This is a genomic window from Alkalimonas collagenimarina, from assembly GCF_030717845.1.
In the GTDB taxonomy this organism is placed as follows: domain Bacteria; phylum Pseudomonadota; class Gammaproteobacteria; order Enterobacterales; family Alteromonadaceae; genus Alkalimonas; species Alkalimonas collagenimarina.
The window spans coordinates 28,335-45,793 of the sequence record NZ_JAUZVZ010000025.1 but is presented as its reverse complement, the minus strand read 5'-3'; the positions used below and the strand labels follow the sequence as shown (position 1 = coordinate 45,793).

The following is a 17,459-nucleotide window of genomic DNA, read 5'->3' as shown; positions in this document are numbered from 1 at the left end:
TGCTTTTAGGAAGAGAAACACGCCATGGCGTACACCACCTTTAATCGTACGATTAATGATCAAATGAAAGAGCCAATGTTTTTTGGTAATCCGGTCAATGTTTCCCGTTACGATCAGCAAAAATATCCTATTTTTGAAAAGCTCATTGAAAAGCAGCTGTCCTTTTTCTGGCGCCCGGAGGAGATTGATGTCAGCAAAGATCGCATTGACTATCAAAACCTGCCGGAGCACGAAAAACATATTTTCATCAGCAACCTGAAGTACCAAACCTTACTTGATTCGGTACAAGGTCGCTCGCCAAATGTAGCCTTGCTGCCATTGGTTTCTATTCCTGAACTGGAAACCTGGATTGAAACCTGGGCTTTTAGCGAAACCATTCACAGCCGTAGTTATACACATATTGTCCGCAACATCAGCTCAGAGCCTCATAAGGTGTTCGATGATATTATGCTGAATGAGAACATCATGGAACGCGCGGATGATGTAACGCGTTACTATGATGAGCTGATTGACTCCTTTAATTTGTACAACTTATGTGGCGCTGGTAGCCATACCGTCAATGGTGAAACGAAAAGTGTCAGCTTGCGCGACCTGAAGAAAAAGCTCTATCTGTGCTTACTCTCGGTCAATGTACTTGAGGCGATCCGTTTTTATGTCAGTTTTGCCTGTAGCTTTGCTTTTGCTGAACGTGAGTTGATGGAAGGCAATGCAAAGATTATTCGTCTTATTGCCCGGGATGAAGCACTGCACCTGACCGGTACTCAACATATGCTGAATATTTTAGCAGCCGGTGAAGATGACCCTGAAATGGGTGAAATCGCTAAAGAGTGCCAGCAAGATGCCATTGCTATTTTCCAAAAAGCGGCTGAGCAGGAAAAAGCCTGGGCGGCCTACTTATTCAAAGATGGCTCCATGATTGGCTTGAACAAAGATATTTTGTGTCAGTACGTCGAGTACATTACCAATATCCGTATGCAAGCGATTGGTCTTAAATCGATATACTCAACCACACAAAACCCCATCCCTTGGATCAATGCCTGGCTGGTCTCTGATAATGTGCAGGTCGCACCGCAGGAAGCTGAGATTAGTTCCTATCTGGTCGGCCAGATCGACAATCAGGTAGATACCGATGAATTTGATGACTTTGATCTGTAAAGTGGCGGAGATCTGTAAAACAGTGATACGGTTATGCCAAAAGTTCGGCTGACTTCAGGAGTTGAACTTGAGTTTGATTCGCAAGCAAATTTGTTAGATGCCCTTGAGCAAGCAAAACAGCCGATGAATTACCAATGTCGGGAAGGGTTTTGCGGCGCTTGTCGCTGCACATTAGTGAGTGGCTCAATACGTTATTTGTATGAGCCACTCGCTTTTGTTCGAAAGGGGGAGTTTTTACCCTGCTGTAGTGTTCCGGACAGCGATATCGATATTGAGCTGCCATAAAACTTGGTTAGCACAAGGCCGGTTAGCTGGAAATTACACCAACCAATCAGCCTTGAGCATAATCACTTAAGAATAAGTAGATTACTGACGGATACCTTCAACGGTCAGATCCAGATACACATGCGTTGCTGCAGGCCCTAAATCATAATTGATACCAAAATCTTTCAGTGCAAATTCGGTGGTTCCTGAAAACCCGGCACGATGTCCACCCCATGGATCCGTGCCCTCCCCCATTTTTTCTGCATCAATGACCAACGCTTTGGTGACACCATTAAGTGTTAGCTCACCATGCAGATCAAAACGGCCATCGGCTTTGGCAACAACACTCGTGCTGTTGAAAGTAGCTTCAGGATAACGACTGGTATTTAAAAAATCTTCATTACGTAAATGACGATCACGCTCGGCATGGTTGCTATCCACACTTCGGGTATCAATGGTCAATTGAATACTGGATGCTGCCAGATCATCGGCATCATAACTGAACGTACCTTCAAAAGTATTGAAGCGGCCATACAGCCAGCTATAACCAAGGTGATTAACACGAAACTGTATAAAAGCGTGCGCTCCTTGAGTATCAATGACGTAGTTAGCTGCTTGCGTAGTCGTTGGTACTAATGCGGCACTGGCCAGTAATGCGGTAAGTGATGACGCTAAATAAATCGTTTTCATAGATTGCTCCTAAGGGTTAATTTTTTTTGTCTCGACCAAAAATACGAAGCAAAGTCGCATCTTTGTCTATCAGATGATGCTTAATAGCTGCTATGGCATGAAGTACCACCAAAGCAATCAGGGTGTAAGCGAGCCATTTGTGTAAATCGCCTGCGATGTCACTTTGACGCGGAAATAGTTCACCAAGAGCTGGTACTTCAAACCAGGTAAATACTTGAATGGCACGTCCATCCGATGTCGATATCAGATAGCCGGTCATCATAATAATGAAGATCAACAGATACAAAAGTACATGAGTGCATTTACTGATCAATTGCTCCCAAGGCTTATGGCTCGACAATGAGCGGGGGACCGGTGAGTACCAACGCCAAAGTAACCTTGTGGTCATGGCGATAAATAACAAAATACCAATGCTCTTGTGAATGTGCGGCGCCGTTCGATACCAACTGTCGTAGTAACTCAGGTCTATCATCCAAAAGCCCAAAGCAAAAAGCCCTATGACAGTAAGCGCTGTTAGCCAATGCAGCAGTATACTGACCAGACCATAACGAGAAGAGGTATTCTTAAACATAGACACTGTGCGTTTCCAAATTTATACGTTCAGAATACAGTGTTAAATTGGCAAATAAAGCGCAAATAAAGGCTTAATTAGTTCTATTTTTTAGAAAGCTGCGGCCAGATAGCCGCAGTATGCTGCAGAATTACTGAGTAAGGCGGATACGGCGAGTACTGTGTCTGCTTGGATCGGGCCGCTCAAGCACTTTTTGTTGCTGGGCGTAATCAATAAAGGCCTGTGCATAATTGATGTAGGTATCCTGATAGCGACCACTAGCCACGATATCTGCAAACGTTGCCCAACCATCTTGGCCGGAAGCAATAAAACTATTGGTGACCACGATATAGCTTTGCTCTGCGCGTAGAGGCTGCCACTCACCCTGTTGGAAAACCTCCAACCGACTCACCCGGTTATTATCCGCAGCAGTTAAATCAACATCAAATCGAATACCCGCACCATGCGGATAAGCACCAAGCGATCCACCAAGCGTTTGAGAATAGCCAATCGCATCTTCCAACACTTGTTTAATTTCATCTCCTGTCATTTCAAGATGAAAAAGCGTATTAGAAAATGGCAGCAGTTGATAGACCTGAGCAATCGATAATTCACCTGCTGGTAAGTCGGTGCGAACCCCCCCGCCATTTTGTAATGCAATATCAGCATGACGACTTTGCCGTAAAAAAGCTTCACTCACTACCGAGTGCAAATCCGACTGCGTTGCTTCACCACAGCTTTGTTCTCTGGCAATACCTGGGTCCATCCGACACAAGCGCTCTGGCACCATGGCGATACTTTGAGCCGCAAGCTCATCGATGCGTACGCTGTAACTTTCAAGCAGACTTTGCAAACGCGGCTCTGGCTTTACTAAACTCAGCGTTGCTGATTGCTTAATAAACTGCTGAATTTTTTGAGTATCCTCGTCAGATACAGCGACGCCGTTCCGGTTAAAATTGGAACCCACCAGCAAATGCGGCCGCCCTTCACAATGCGCCACCTTGTCACCAGAAAAATGAACGATTAACTCACCAACTACCTGTGAGTAATCTTTACCTTGTACAATACAAACCGGGTCACCATCCTGATTGGTTACCATGGTTGGATAATCGCCATCGGAGGTTAAGCCGACTTCAGTAAAGTTTCCTAATAAACTATGCGAGTCACCCCCAACAATCACATCCACCTCAGGCAGTTGCTGTGCTAATGCAATATCATTGTCGTAACCATAATGGGTCAATAATACAATTTTACCAATACCTAACTGACGAAGCTCTTCAATATAAAACCGGGCCGTTTCCACCTCATCATGTAATACTGTGCTGGCCAATGGCTGAGAGGATTGTTTTGTTTTTTGTGCAACGGTTAGGCCGATAATACCAACTTGATGCTCACCCAACTGATGGATCACATAAGGGCTAAACAGCTCCCATAGTTCATTTTCTGCCAATGGAGTTCCAATTTCAGGCTGAATATTGGCCGATATCACCGGGGTGCGGCAATCATCATCGCGCAAGGTTCTGAGAAAATTAGCCAGATGCGCATCACCATCATCGAATTCATGGTTGCCGATGACAAAGGCATCAAAACACACTTCACGCATGAAATGCGCGTCGGCATCCCCTTGAAACAGGCTGTAGTACAAATCACCAGTGATGGCATCGCCGGCATGTAGTTTTAAAAAGTGCTGATGCTGTTGTTCCAATGAGGCAATTTTTGCCGCCACACGAGGAAAGCCCCCTACTTCAACATCGGTAAATTCGCCAGCTAACCGCAGCGATATTTGCTGTTTAGCGGATAAATTAGAGTGGTGATCGTTGATATGGGCAATTGCCAAAGTAAAATCATGCTCAGAGCTCTGCTGCTCAACGATACTGCCGCACGCAGTCAGTAAGCAGGTGCCAATGAGTAGTAAAGGTGTAAAGCCTACCCGAGCAAAAGCAGGCTGTGAAAACAAAGTGCAGCGCATAATGGATCCCAAAGCAACGGTTCAACATCAATCCGCCGAGTATGACAGATTTATGTCTGGTAGTGTAACTGGCTATGACTCTAGCTTTCCATCACGAATATGCTGCTCACCACGCTGCCTGGCCAATTCGACCTGCTTTTGACGTTCAGCAAATGATGCTTTTTGCTCAGCTGTGGTGCTGTCATAGCAGTGGGGACAGCTTAAGCCTTTGATGTAGTGTTTGGATTTCATATCTTCGGCAGATAGTGGCATGCGGCAAGCATAGCATTGATCATAACTACCCTGCTCTAAACCATGTTTAACTGCGACCCGCTGATCAAACACAAAGCATTCACCCTGCCAAAGACTTTGCTCTTCCGGCACTTCTTCCAGATACTTTAAGATGCCACCATCCAGATGATACACCTCATCAAACCCCTGCTCTTTTAGAAATGCAGTCGATTTTTCACAGCGAATACCACCGGTACAAAACATAGCCACTTTTTTATGTTGCGTACGGTCCAAATGATTAGCAGCCCACTCTGGAAACTCACGGAATGAAGTGGTGTTGGGATTGATAGCGTTCTTAAAGCTGCCGATAGCCACCTCATAATCGTTACGCGTATCAATCACAAGGGTATCCGGGTCGTTGATCAGTTGATTCCATTGCTCCCCTTTGACATAGGTCCCGACAATATGAGCGGGGTCTACATCGGGCACGCCCATGGTGACTATTTCACTTTTAAGTTTAACTTTGGTGCGGTAAAAAGCGGGTTCATCAGCAAAGGATTCTTTATAACTTAGCTGATCAAAACGCCCTTCTGCGGCCAACCATGCTTTTACCGCATCAATGCCGGCACGTTGACCACAGATAGTGCCATTGATCCCTTCTTCAGCAAGCAATAAAGTACCTTTCACTTTATGCTCAACTAACAGTTGATACAACTTATCACGCAATTGTTGATAATCGGGCAAACGAACAAATTTGTACAGAGCAGCTACAACGAACATACATCACCTTTTTGCTAAGCTGGATCGCAAATCCAGGGCAAGAGCCATGGTAAAACCAAGACAAGAAAATAGAAGCGATGAATTATAACGATCTTTACAGAGACTGAAAAGGTTTCAATGTGGCAGGGTGTTATGCATGGTCATATCTAAACAATACTCACCATCCGTCAGCAATAATGCATTGTCCTCTCGCCATACATTCAGCTGCATATGTGGCTTTAACATGGCACACAACAACTCCAGTTGCTCAGCTTCGAATAAACAGCAACTGGATTTAACATTGAACGGTAAGGTATCGAGTTTGTCCTGATCAGAGTCATTTAAAAACAACATAACCTTATCAGCCAAATGACAAGCCCGGCGAAAACGTTTTTCATCCAATAAATCGACAGTGGCCCATAATGTAAAATGCTGCTGATCATCTTGAATAAATAAATCAGGGTCTTTGCCAGCGCGATGCAAAGGAGACATCACGGGTTTTTGTTCATACAAACTCAACCATGCCAAGATACGACGGGCGAAATGCTCAGCTTCCTCATCAGGATAAGGTGCAAGATAATGGCGCTGCTGCTCAAAGTGATGGTGTTGAGCGCAACTGTAATTTAAATCGAGTCTGATCACTTTGGAGCTCATCAACATCATCAGTCCCTCCTTCATTTACTGTATCGGCATATAGGTTACTTCATTGAGTCTGGTTCAAACTCAGAACACTCCCCAGATTAAATGCAAGGCTAATGCCAATAATAACAACCCCATCGCTCTGTCAAACCAGTACCCTTTCAACAACAAGAATCCCCGTACCTTCGCACGAGTCAACACCAAAGAGAGCAAACTAAACCACGCTGCAGTTGCTATAGCCATATAGATACCATAGACCAATTTATAGTGAAAAGGCGTATTCACTGAAATCACTACCGCAAACAAAGATAAAAAGAATAACGTCGCCTTAGGGTTCAAGCCATTGGTGATAAAACCAGTCAGCATCGCTTTTCTTGAGCTTAGACTTGACTCTACTTGCTCATGTTCCATCGCCTCCTTCACATCGGGTGCTTTGCTTCTGAGCGCTTGCATGCCAAGAAATACTAAATACAACGCTGCTACCACACTAAATGCCATGTACAACCATGGTGTGGTTTTGATCAGTAAGCCAATCCCCACCAATGAGTAGGTGACATGCAGTAGAATAGCCAGCCCAATACCAATGCTGGCTGATAATGCGGCTCTTTTGCCATATCGAACCGCATAGCGAAGCACGATAGCAAAATCCGGCCCCGGACTCGCCACGGCCATAAAGTGCACGACCATAATTAAAAAGAATTCAGACCAAAAGTTCATAAGCACGAGAAATGAATAGAAAAAAGCATTGTACGCTGCAACGAATGCTTGCGGCAATGGCAAAGCCAAAAGTGTCTTCCTTGCTCAAGCGTTGATCGAAGAAAATAGACATTTCATCTTATTCAAGGGTGGATTGCTCGGTTCTGGGCTTGATGAAAAACGCAAATCCTGTAAAATGTTATAACATCACAAACAATCACAACAAAAGGATCAAAGATGCGTCGTACTAAGCTCATCCTGAAACCATCTGCACTGGCGCTGTTGGTGTCTCTTTCTTTATCCACTCATGCTCAGGCTACTCAACCAGTGACAGGCACTATCGTGGATCAAGCTGGCGAGCCCGTCAAAAATGCTCGCATCCATGTTCATGGTCGTCAGCAATATGTCTATACCGATCAGCAAGGTCGCTTCGTTGTATCCGCACCATTGAATTCTGAGTTGCACATTTCAGCTCCGGGCTTTGATGGTCACTACCTTCAGGTAACCGATCAAACGACTCCACTTTCGATTCAGCTACGGCCCGGTGGTCATATTGAGCGCATGGTGGTATCCGCCTCAGGCTTGCATAAGTACAACCTTGATATGGCTACGCCGGTCAGTGTTTTAGCCGGAGAGCAATTGTCACGTCGCACGGAACCTACCATCGGTGAAACCCTGAAAAAACAACCCGGTGTCCATGGCAATTATTTCGGCCCGGTAGCCTCCAGCCCAGTGATCCGGGGCTTGGATGGTCCTCGAGTTCGTGTGTTAAATAATGGATTGGATACTGGTGATGTTTCGCGTATAGGCCCGGATCATGCCATTATGGCTGATGCCATGACCACCGAGCAGATAGAAGTATTACGTGGCCCTGCGACCTTATTGTATGGCAGTGGTGCCATTGGTGGCGTCGTCAATGTGGTGGATAACCGCATCCCGCGTCAATTGCGTCCAGAAGCCGATACCGCTATTGAAACACGCTACAATTCAGTCTCTGACGAAAAAACGGTCGCATTCAACCATGACGGTAGTCAGAATGCCATTGCATGGCATCTTGATGCCTTGCACCGCCAGTCGGATGATTACAAAGTACCAGCGTTCACCAACGATGATGGCGACAGAGAAAAAGAAATTGATAATAGTTGGCTTGAAACCAGCTCACTGAATGCAGGCTTAAGCTATATAGGCTCAAGAGGCTTGATTGGTTTTCATGCTGGCCGTACCGAATCCGAATACGGCATTCCGGGACATGACCACGCTCATGGTCATGACGATCACGATGATCACGGCCATGGCGGGCATGACCATGGACATGGGCACGATGATCATGGTCACGATGACCACGACGATGATGTATTTGCCAAAGCCCGTCAGAATCGTTTTAATCTTGCTGGTGAGTACTATACTCCTTTTGCCGGTATCGAGACGTTGGCGTTTAATACAGCTTATACCGATTATACTCACAGTGAAATTGAAGATGGTTTTGATGCCACCTTTTTTAGTAGTAAAACGCTGGAAAGCCGATTTACACTTGAGCATGAACCTCTGGCGGGCTGGCATGGGCTAGTTGGCTACCATTTTACTAAAAATGATTACACGGCCTCCGGTGAAGAAGCGTTCACGCCTGATACAGAAACCACCAGTCATGCCTTGTTTGTATTAGAAGAGAAAAAGTTTGGTCAACTCACTGCGCAGCTAGGTGGGCGCTTAGAGCGAGTTGAGTATCATGCCGATGGGATTGTCTTTGGTTTCGATGAGCACGACGACCACGGGCATGATCATGGGCATGACCAAGGCAATCACGAGCATGTAGATGCTCGATTTACCGCATACAGCCTCTCTGCCGGGCTAGTTTGGGAGTTTCAACCCGGATTTTCGTGGGCTTTGGCAGCCAGTCGCTCCGAACGGGCACCAAGCTCTGCCGAGCTGTACTCGAACGGCGCTCACATCGCTACCAGCACCTATGAGTTAGGCTTGGCTTATGTACTTGACGATCATGATGGTGATATCGACCCATATCGTGGGCGTTTCCGTAAAGAAACCGCCAATAATTTAGATCTGACGTTCCGCAAGTTTGATGGTGATTTAAGCTTTACCTACAACTTTTTTTACAATAGGGTCAACAACTACATCTTCCTGTCAAATACTGGTTTGCGTATGGACGATTTGGGGGGCCATGATGACCATGACCATGGGCATGATGATCATGGACACGACGATCATGGGCATGACGATCACGGCCATGCTGATCATGACAGTTTCCCGGTACTACAGTATGCGCAAGCAGATGCCACCTTATATGGCTTCGAGTTTGAATTGGCATACTATTTAGATCAAGCACAATCACTACATGTATTTGCCGATCATGTTCGCGCTTCCATTCGCTCAGGTGATAACCTGCCGCGTATCCCCCCAATGAAATTGGGAGCAGAATACCGCTATCAATCACAAGACTGGAGTGCTGAAGTTGGTATTACCCGTTACGCCAAACAAAACCGAGTGAGTGAGTTAGAGTCCAGCACCAAGGGCTATACACTGTTGGATGCGACCTTTAATTACTATTTCAACTTTACTGAAGTCGACATGACTGCATTTGTACGGGGCTCGAACTTGACCAATCAACTTGGCTTTGTCCACAGCTCATTTATTAAAGACGATGCACCTTTACCTGGCCGGGCCATTACCGTCGGATTACGTGCTCGTTTCTAAGTACTTGCTTAGTCACGATAGAGTATTTGTATCTACGGCCTCTTCTTGAGGCCGTAACATTTAAAACTGCAGTACCATCTCAGCCGCACTGCAATGGCATTCGCCTTGGCAAACCGGGCAAAAATATCCATCGTTCAATGATAAAGCCAACCATTTATCCTGATGCACAGCAATCAACTTCCCACCCGCCTTGGTAAAGTAACGAACAGCACTGTTACCAGGACTTTGCTGCCACAAATGAGCTAAGCCTGCTTTTGCTCCTTGCTGCTGCAACACGTCCACCGACGCCTGCAATAACGCGCTGCCAATGCCCTGCCCCTGACAACCTGGCTCAACCGCCACCGACTTAAAATAAGCCATATCCGCTGCTGCTACCGGCCAAAGCTGAGGACTACACCATCTATCAGCTTGCCAACGACCAGCCGAAAAACTTAGCCGGTACCCCACTAAGATTGAATCTTGATACGCAACAAAGCTGGCATTAATACCCTGAGCACAGCCCAACTCAACGAACTGTTGCAATGTCTGTTTATCCAGATAACCGTCTCCATGCACCTTTGTCGCCAACTGAAGTAGCGACTCCGCATCGATGGAGCGGTAAGGACGTATATACATGAGGTACTCCGTAGCATTATAAAGTCAATTAAAGTCCCAACCTGAACTGGAAAATATGCTATTTCCCCATAAGCCAAACAAGGTGGTCAAAAATCATACCAAATCCAAATGCATTGCGACAAGTTCACCATAAAATAGGATAGACAAGGTTTTTCAAATAACCTATGTTAGCCAGGGGGATAAAAACAACAAACCCCTTAACAAGAAACCTATAATAGAAACCAGGAAGAACAACTATGCAAACTAAGAACTATAGTCGGTTATCAACCTGTATCCGTTGTGCTATTGCTGGCGTTACCACGCTAGCTTTGACAGCACCTGTGTGGGCAAACGCAGAGGAACAAACTGAAACAGTAGCGCAAGAACGCGTTGAACGCATTGCTGTCGTCGGCAGTCGCTCAGCCCCTCGCTCGGTTGCTGATTCACCGGTTCCTGTCGATATCATCGGTGGTGACGAACTGATGAAAAACGGCAGTACCGATATGCTAAATATGATGGCAACTACCGTGCCATCCATGAACGTTCACTCTCATCCAATTAGTGATGCAGCAACCTTGATCCGCCCAATGAATCTGCGCGGCCTGTCTTCGGATAGTACGTTGATTCTGGTGAATGGTAAACGCCGTCATCGCTCAGCGGTTATTACCATGCTAGGTGGCGGCTTGAATGATGGTGCACAAGGGCCGGATATATCCGCTATCCCTGGTGCTGCTCTAAAACAAGTTGAAATTCTTCGAGATGGTGCGGCAGCGCAATATGGTTCTGATGCCATTGCCGGTGTGGTTAACTTCGTACTGAATGACAGTGACCAAGGTGGTCATATCGAAGTACGACGCGGCGAGTTTTATGCTGGCGATGGTACCTCGACAGAAGTGAATGCCAATATTGGTATGCCGTTAAGCAGCGCTGGCTTTTTTAATGTCAGTGCGCAGTACAAGACATCCGATGCAACCAGCCGTAGTGTGCAGCGTGGCGATGCTTTACAACACATTGCCGATGGTAACCCATTCATTATTGAACCTGCCGTCCAGATTTGGGGCTCTCCGGAAATCAACGATGACATCGCTATTTTTGCCAATGCAGGCTTGGATTTAGGGAATGGCCGTGATGCGTATCTGTTTGGTAACTATTCAGAGCGTGATGTATTGGGCGGCTTCTATTACCGAGATCCCTATACTCGTGGTGGTGTTTTCTCGAATGATGAAGGTGAAACGTTATTAATAGCTAATACGGATCCGTCGCTCGGTGGCTGCCCCACTGTATCATTGGCAGATACCAGCTTCGATGCGGTTAATAGTCAGGTAAGCGCACTTCCTGCTCATTGTTTTACCTTCTTTTCTGAGTTCCCCGGTGGCTTCACGCCAAACTTTGGCGGTAATATAACCGACACCTCACTGGTAGGTGGTACTAAGGGGGAGTTTTTATCCGGCCCCTTAGCTGGCACTATGTATGACTTTAGCGCAACCGTTGGTCGTAGCGAAGCCAGTTTTAGTATCGTTAATACCGTCAATGCCTCAATGGGCCCAGATAGCCCGACTGAATTTGATCCTGGTCGCTATATTCAACTTGAAAAACATTTCAATGCAGATTTCTATCGTTATGTACCAGTTGGGTTATTTGAGGATTTGGCGGTAGCTGGCGGTTTACAGTGGTCAGAAGAAAGCTTTGAAATCATTGCCGGTGATGTCGCCTCTTGGGAAATCGGTCCCTATATCGATGATGGTTTTAGCATTGGCTCCAATGGTTTCCCCGGTTTTAAACCGGATGATGCCGGTGTTTATGTTCGTCGCCACTGGGCCGCTTATATCGACTTAGAAGCAGAGTTTACCGAAGATTTACTACTTGGTTTTGCCCTGCGCCATGAGGACTATGAGACCTTTGGTACCACAACCAACTATAAGTTGACCGGTCAATACCGCCTTACCGATGATTTTGCTATTCGTGCCTCGACAAGCACGGGCTTTCGTGCGCCAACGGTTGGGCAGGCCAATATCAGTAACGTAAGAACGGCTGTGGCTGAAGGTAATTTGGTTGATATTGCATTACTCTCACCAACCAACCCAGTCTCTCAGTTGTTCGGTGCCACTGAACTAACGCCTGAAACATCAACCAGTTACGCTTTAGGTTTGGTCTATTCGGGGTATGATTTCTTTATGACGGCAGATTTGTATCGCATTGAGGTTGATGATCGTATTAGCCAGTCTGCTGAAATTCCAATTACCGAAGCTGAAAAAGAACAACTGCGAGCCTCTGGTATTCGTGGCGTAGACTCTCTGTCATTGATTTCGTTCTATACCAATGATTTCTCCACCACTACGCGTGGCTTGGATATTGTCATGAATTACAGTGCAAACCTGTTGGCAGGCCGCTCAACCTTTAGCCTGGCCTATAACTGGAATGACACCGAAGTCACCAAGTTTTCTGACATTACCGGTGCTTTTAAAGTATCGCGTTTAGAAAAAGACTTACCCAAGCATCGAGCCACGTTAGCATGGAATCAGCAATGGGATGATGTCTCGATGTTTGTCCGTGCCAATCATTATGGCAGCTTCCAGGGTGTTCATGCGGACTCGGATGGCTTAAATCTGGATGCGTCGGCTAAATTGACTTTTGATGTTGAAGTGAATTACGCCATCAACGATGCTTTTTCAGTTGCTGTTGGTGCGCAAAATGTCTTTGATGCAAAGCCAGAGCGTCTGCCTGCAGATATGAGTTCTATCTTAGGTGCCAAATACTTTGAAACCTCCCCCATGGGGATCAATGGTGGCATGTGGTACTTGAAAGGCCGTTACAGCTTCTAAGTTACCTTAACGTTTAATAGCTTAATGAAAAAGCCTCCAACCGGAGGCTTTTGTATTTTCTATCTGGCTTTTCAAACGAGTATATCAATGGTGCCACCAGTTGCCTGCCCTAGCATATTAATGGAGCGAGCCGACCCACCTTGTACGGAAGTTTCGACGTTGCCTGGAGAATTGCCCGGTGCATTATCTTCAGAGCCGATTTGCTCAGACTCAGCAGCAACTTCATTTTGTGGCTCTTGAGCAGAGATAATTGAAGAAAACTGACTGTCCAGCCGTTGCAATAAGTTCTCGGGTGGTAGAGATGCTATCGCACTATCAGCGCGGTTCTGAGCTTGACCTGAGGCCAGTTGCAAATTACGAGCTTCTTCGGCAATGTCTCTTGCTTCTTGGCGTTTATCCGCTGCTTCAGACTTCAATGACTTTGCCTCTCGCTCTGCTTGCTCCGCAGTACGAAGTGCCATCTGTTGCTTCAACTCCGCAAAGGCGGCAGAAGTCACAGTTCCGGTTACAGCAATCATAGTCAGCCTCCTTATCTACACCAAATCACACACCACTCTCATTTATCTTGAGTAGCGATGATCTAACGCTGATGGCATCGTTCACAAAACATTTAGACAGCATGGCACAAGTATAGCGTATACAACATCGCTGTACAAAAAATCACCACCTAGCCAATGCACTGCAATAATTGCTGCAATGGGTGCTTTGGTTTATCCCCCACTAAGCGCTTTACTTGGCTACGGCATGAAAAGCCTGTTACCAGAATTCGATCGGTGCCATGAGTTTCAATTGGATGACGCCAACTCATATCAAACAAAGCTTGGCTGTTCGATAAATTCTGCTGCTCATGGCCATAGGTACCTGCCATGCCGCAACAGCCTACACTAATAGGGGTAAGCGATAACCCTGCTTTGCTAAAAATAGCTTGCCACGCTTTCTCTGTCGCAGGTAAAGCGGTTTTCTCGGTACAGTGTGCCAACAAGCTAAAGCCCTGTGGTTGCTTCACTTGAGGTATCGGTTGCTGACTTAGCCATTCGTGCACCAACTGCACCTGAAAATGACCACGTTCATCACCGAGTATCTTGTTGTATTCATCACGGTAAACCAACACCAAGGATGCATCCAGCCCTAACATCGGCAGATCCAGTTCAGCAAGCTGGTTCAGAAAATCTGCCGCTGTTCGAGCTGTGTGAGCAAACTGACGAAGGAAACCTTTCACGTGCTGCGGCTTGCCATTGGGCAGAAATGGCAACAAGACTGGTTGAAAGCCCAATCGCTCAATCAGAGCTAACGCATCTGCTACCAATTCAGCTTCATAAAAGCTGGTAAAAGGATCTTGTACTAACAGCACGGTTCTTTTACGCTGCTCTGCAGTGAGCGATGTCAGCTGTTGCATGTTGAACGCGTAACGATTTTGTACCCGCTCGGACAAGGTTGGTACCGATAGTAAAGGCGTATCGACGTAGCCAACCGTATGTTCTAAGGTTTTTTGCAGCCACTTCTGCTTTAAAAAGAAATTTACCAGAGTCGGTGCCTTGGCTAGTAATGGCGCGGTACGTTCGATATTGCCGACAATGTAATCTTTTGCTGGTCGCAGATAGCGGCTGTAATACAGCTGCAAGAAACGCGAGCGAAATGAAGGCACATCGACCCCAATCGGGCATTGGTTTGCACAAGCTTTGCAAGCCAGACAACCTTCCATCGCATCCATGACTTCATGCGAAAAGTCTGCTTCGCCTTGCCGCTTAGCCCATTGGTTCTTTAGCCGCTGCCATGTCCCATGAAATCCTGATGAAGCCTGAACCAGCTTCTGCTCCTGTGCGAGAATGTCCATGCCTTGCTGCTCAGTTAAACGCAACCATTCTCGCATTAAACCGGCCCGCCCTTTTGGACTATGACGACGATCACCGGTGACTTTACTTGAAGGACACATCGGTGAATTGGTATCGAAATTAAAACAAAGTCCATTTCCATTGCAGTTCAGGCTACTGTCAAAACTATCTTTGACCTGCACCGAGATTTGTCTATCAAACCAGGCGCGTTTCTGCCCATCCACACTGACCAGCTCATCGCTACTTTGCCAAGGTGTACATATTTTGCCTGGATTTACCCGATTGAATGGGTCGAAAGCCGCTTTAATTTTCCTCAGCTGGGCAAATAATTCATCGCCAAAAAATTCAGGGCCGTACTCACTGCGATACCCCTTGCCATGCTCTCCCCACATCAAGCCGCCATATTTGGCCGTTAATGCTACTACCTGATCGGAGATGGTTCGGAGCAATCGCTCTTGTTCCGGGTCACACATATCAAGCGCTGGCCTGACATGCAGTACACCAGCATCAACATGGCCAAACATGCCATACTGCAGACCATGCTCATCGAGTAAAGCCCGAAACTCCATAATAAAATCAGCAAGATGTTCAGGTGGAACTGCGGTATCTTCGGCGAAGGCAATCGGCTTTTGTCTGCCTTTGGTGTTGCCAAGCAAACCGACTGCTTTCTTGCGCATGGCATAGATGTGCCCTATTGACTCGGTATCATAGGTTAATTGATAACCAATGATGCCATGGGCGTTGTTGGCTATGGCATCATCAAGCCGGGCAGTTAAAGACGTAATTTTTTGCTCAATATCCTCCTGCTGCTCACTGTTGTACTCCACCATATTCAGGCCCTGCATATCCTTGCCGGGCACATCGGTAATAAGCTCATTCACCTGCTGCCAAATCGTGTCGCTACGAGCTAAATCAAGCACCTTGCTATCGACCGTTTCAACGGATGTAGCCTCGGCCGCGACCAGAAAAGGTGAGTTGCGCAATGCACTTTCAAAACTGTCGTACTTAATATTTACCAAGCATTTAAAAGGAGCAATCGGAGTGAGGTTAAGCTTAGCTTCTGTTACAAAGCCAAGGGAGCCCTCGGAGCCTGTGATTAGGCGAGACAAATCAAACTGACTGCCATCCTCATTCAGCACATGCTCTAAATCGTAGCCAGTTAAAAACCGATTTAAACGCGGGAATTTTTCCAGAATTTGTGGCCTGAAATCACGGCAACTATTTAATACCTGACGATAAATGGCACCAAGAGCGCCATGTTGTTCCGCTTTAGATTCAGCCTCAGCAATCGACTCTGGTGTGGTTTCCAAAATTGTGCCATCAATCAAAACCGTTTTTAACGCTAAGGTATGATCACTGGTTTTGCCATACACCAACGAGCCCTGACCCGATGCATCAGTATTGATCATGCCACCTATGGTGGCCCGGTTAGAAGTTGATAAATCGGGGGCAAAGAAAAAACCATAGGGTTTTAAAAAAGCATTCAGTTGATCTTTAATCACCCCAGCTTGCACACGCACCCAGCGCTGCTCGACATTAATGTCAAGAATGCCTCGCATGTGACGGGATAAGTCGACGACCAGATGCTCGGTTAACGATTGACCGTTAGTCCCCGTACCACCACCGCGTGGACTGAACTTCAAGTGTCGAAAACTAGAGGTTTGAGATAACGATGTCAATAAGACGATATCATCGGTACTTTTAGGCAGCAGTACCGCTTGAGGCAGCGCCTGATAAATGCTGTTATCGGTAGCAACTGCCAATCGACTGCCATAACTGGTTTCGATATCACCAGTGAAACCGGCTGTCGTTAATGCTTTACAAAAAGCAACTACACTCGCATCAAGAGCACTTTCAGGGGCTAGTTTTGGGATCATACGTCACAAATGGCTGGTACAAAGTGACCATCAGTATACCACTAACTAACTCGTTTTATTAACACCAGGACGAGGGTTTTACGGCATATGGCCCATTTTGGCCGCTTTAGTCGCCAGATAGCGATGACTATGAGCTGTGGTTTTAACCCGATGCTGTACGCGTTCAAGAATGTTGACCCCAGCTTCTTCCAAGGCCTTTAATTTACGGGGGTTGTTGGTTAACAAGCGGATTTGATCAATTCCCAGCTGTGTCAGCATCTCTGCGGCAATATCGTATTCACGCATATCAGGTAAAAAGCCCAGAATTTCATTCGCTTCAACCGTATCTAAGCCTTTATCTTGCTCGGCATAAGCACGTATTTTATTCAGCAAGCCAATACCCCGGCCCTCTTGCCGTAAATACAATATAGCACCACGACCTTCTTTGGCTATTTTTTGCATAGCGGCCTCTAATTGCGGTCCGCAGTCGCAGCGTAAGCTGAACAAAGCATCGCCAGTTAGGCATTCAGAATGCACGCGAGCCAGTACCGGTTCCTTGGTTGTCACATCACCAAGTGTTAAAGCAACATGCTCTTTTCCATTGGGCGCTTCGAAGCCATGCAATTGAAACTCAGCAAAAGGGGTAGGTAACAAGGTAGAGGCAACGAGTTTAAGCTTCATCCAGAGATCTCATAACAAAATGATACCTCGGTA

14 protein-coding genes are annotated in these 17,459 nt (G+C 46.4%); 4 read left to right on the top strand and 10 right to left on the bottom strand.

All coding sequences use genetic code 11. The features are described from left to right. The first annotated feature begins 24 nt into the window (after positions 1-24). Positions 25-1,155 carry a class Ia ribonucleoside-diphosphate reductase subunit beta gene (gene nrdB / locus Q3O60_RS14770; protein ID WP_305894716.1) on the top strand — a complete coding sequence of 377 codons (1,131 nt, stop codon included), beginning with the start codon at positions 25-27 and terminating at the stop codon, positions 1,153-1,155. A 33-nt stretch (positions 1,156-1,188) separates the two neighbouring features. Further along, positions 1,189-1,440, top strand: coding sequence for a class I ribonucleotide reductase maintenance protein YfaE (gene yfaE, locus Q3O60_RS14765; RefSeq protein ID WP_305894715.1), 252 nt, complete (start codon positions 1,189-1,191; stop codon positions 1,438-1,440). An 81-nt stretch (positions 1,441-1,521) separates the two neighbouring features. On the opposite strand, the gene Q3O60_RS14760 is transcribed toward yfaE, so the two are convergent. From Q3O60_RS14760 to Q3O60_RS14735, 6 genes are all read right to left on the bottom strand, one after another. Then, complete coding sequence (locus Q3O60_RS14760) at positions 1,522-2,109, bottom strand: YceI family protein (protein ID WP_305894714.1); 588 nt, start codon at positions 2,107-2,109, stop codon at positions 1,522-1,524. A gap of 16 nt (positions 2,110-2,125) precedes the next feature. Further along, a complete protein-coding gene (locus Q3O60_RS14755; protein ID WP_305894713.1) occupies positions 2,126-2,680 on the bottom strand; it encodes a cytochrome b in 555 nt (184 codons plus the stop codon). Between the two features lie 130 nt (positions 2,681-2,810). After that, entirely contained in the window at positions 2,811-4,628 is a 1,818-nt protein-coding gene (locus Q3O60_RS14750; protein WP_305894712.1) for a 5'-nucleotidase C-terminal domain-containing protein, read from the bottom strand. 72 nt (positions 4,629-4,700) lie between these two features. After that, positions 4,701-5,618, bottom strand: a complete 918-nt coding sequence (trhO, locus tag Q3O60_RS14745; protein ID WP_305894711.1) for an oxygen-dependent tRNA uridine(34) hydroxylase TrhO — start codon at positions 5,616-5,618, stop codon at positions 4,701-4,703. Positions 5,619-5,732: 114 nt separating this feature from the next. After that, a complete protein-coding gene (locus Q3O60_RS14740; protein WP_305894710.1) occupies positions 5,733-6,260 on the bottom strand; it encodes a YaeQ family protein in 528 nt (175 codons plus the stop codon). Between the two features lie 60 nt (positions 6,261-6,320). Further along, positions 6,321-6,953, bottom strand: a complete 633-nt coding sequence (locus Q3O60_RS14735; RefSeq protein ID WP_305894729.1) for a LysE family translocator — start codon at positions 6,951-6,953, stop codon at positions 6,321-6,323. A gap of 216 nt (positions 6,954-7,169) precedes the next feature. Between Q3O60_RS14735 and Q3O60_RS14730 the strand changes: the two genes are divergently transcribed. Continuing rightward, the gene (locus tag Q3O60_RS14730) at positions 7,170-9,641 is read left to right on the top strand and encodes a TonB-dependent receptor (RefSeq protein WP_305894709.1); all 2,472 of its coding nucleotides are present in this window, start codon (positions 7,170-7,172) and stop codon (positions 9,639-9,641) included. 60 nt (positions 9,642-9,701) lie between these two features. On the opposite strand, the gene Q3O60_RS14725 is transcribed toward Q3O60_RS14730, so the two are convergent. Further along, on the bottom strand, positions 9,702-10,256 hold the full coding sequence (locus Q3O60_RS14725) for a GNAT family N-acetyltransferase (RefSeq protein WP_305894708.1): 555 nt from the start codon (positions 10,254-10,256) through the stop codon (positions 9,702-9,704). Positions 10,257-10,492: 236 nt separating this feature from the next. Between Q3O60_RS14725 and Q3O60_RS14720 the strand changes: the two genes are divergently transcribed. Continuing rightward, entirely contained in the window at positions 10,493-13,057 is a 2,565-nt protein-coding gene (locus Q3O60_RS14720) for a TonB-dependent receptor plug domain-containing protein (protein WP_305894707.1), read from the top strand. 71 nt (positions 13,058-13,128) lie between these two features. Here the strand turns inward: Q3O60_RS14720 and Q3O60_RS14715 are convergent, their stop codons facing one another. From Q3O60_RS14715 to ribA, 3 genes are all read right to left on the bottom strand, one after another. Further along, positions 13,129-13,575 (bottom strand): hypothetical protein, encoded by a 447-nt coding sequence (locus Q3O60_RS14715; protein ID WP_305894706.1) that lies wholly within the window; start codon positions 13,573-13,575, stop codon positions 13,129-13,131. Between the two features lie 149 nt (positions 13,576-13,724). Then, positions 13,725-16,766, bottom strand: coding sequence for a D-2-hydroxyglutarate dehydrogenase YdiJ (gene ydiJ / locus Q3O60_RS14710; protein WP_305894705.1), 3,042 nt, complete (start codon positions 16,764-16,766; stop codon positions 13,725-13,727). A gap of 78 nt (positions 16,767-16,844) precedes the next feature. Further along, complete coding sequence (gene ribA / locus Q3O60_RS14705; RefSeq protein ID WP_305894704.1) at positions 16,845-17,426, bottom strand: GTP cyclohydrolase II; 582 nt, start codon at positions 17,424-17,426, stop codon at positions 16,845-16,847. Between the last annotated feature and the right edge of the window lie 33 nt (positions 17,427-17,459).

Coding starts and splice junctions, on each gene's coding strand:
- nrdB (WP_305894716.1), top strand. CDS start 25: ATGGCGTACACCACCTTTAATCGTACGATTAATGATCAAATGAAAGAG.
- yfaE (WP_305894715.1), top strand. CDS start 1,189: ATGCCAAAAGTTCGGCTGACTTCAGGAGTTGAACTTGAGTTTGATTCG.
- Q3O60_RS14760 (WP_305894714.1), bottom strand. CDS start 2,109: ATGAAAACGATTTATTTAGCGTCATCACTTACCGCATTACTGGCCAGT.
- Q3O60_RS14755 (WP_305894713.1), bottom strand. CDS start 2,680: ATGTTTAAGAATACCTCTTCTCGTTATGGTCTGGTCAGTATACTGCTG.
- Q3O60_RS14750 (WP_305894712.1), bottom strand. CDS start 4,628: ATGCGCTGCACTTTGTTTTCACAGCCTGCTTTTGCTCGGGTAGGCTTT.
- trhO (WP_305894711.1), bottom strand. CDS start 5,618: ATGTTCGTTGTAGCTGCTCTGTACAAATTTGTTCGTTTGCCCGATTAT.
- Q3O60_RS14740 (WP_305894710.1), bottom strand. CDS start 6,260: ATGATGTTGATGAGCTCCAAAGTGATCAGACTCGATTTAAATTACAGT.
- Q3O60_RS14735 (WP_305894729.1), bottom strand. CDS start 6,953: ATGAACTTTTGGTCTGAATTCTTTTTAATTATGGTCGTGCACTTTATG.
- Q3O60_RS14730 (WP_305894709.1), top strand. CDS start 7,170: ATGCGTCGTACTAAGCTCATCCTGAAACCATCTGCACTGGCGCTGTTG.
- Q3O60_RS14725 (WP_305894708.1), bottom strand. CDS start 10,256: ATGTATATACGTCCTTACCGCTCCATCGATGCGGAGTCGCTACTTCAG.
- Q3O60_RS14720 (WP_305894707.1), top strand. CDS start 10,493: ATGCAAACTAAGAACTATAGTCGGTTATCAACCTGTATCCGTTGTGCT.
- Q3O60_RS14715 (WP_305894706.1), bottom strand. CDS start 13,575: ATGATTGCTGTAACCGGAACTGTGACTTCTGCCGCCTTTGCGGAGTTG.
- ydiJ (WP_305894705.1), bottom strand. CDS start 16,766: ATGATCCCAAAACTAGCCCCTGAAAGTGCTCTTGATGCGAGTGTAGTT.
- ribA (WP_305894704.1), bottom strand. CDS start 17,426: ATGAAGCTTAAACTCGTTGCCTCTACCTTGTTACCTACCCCTTTTGCT.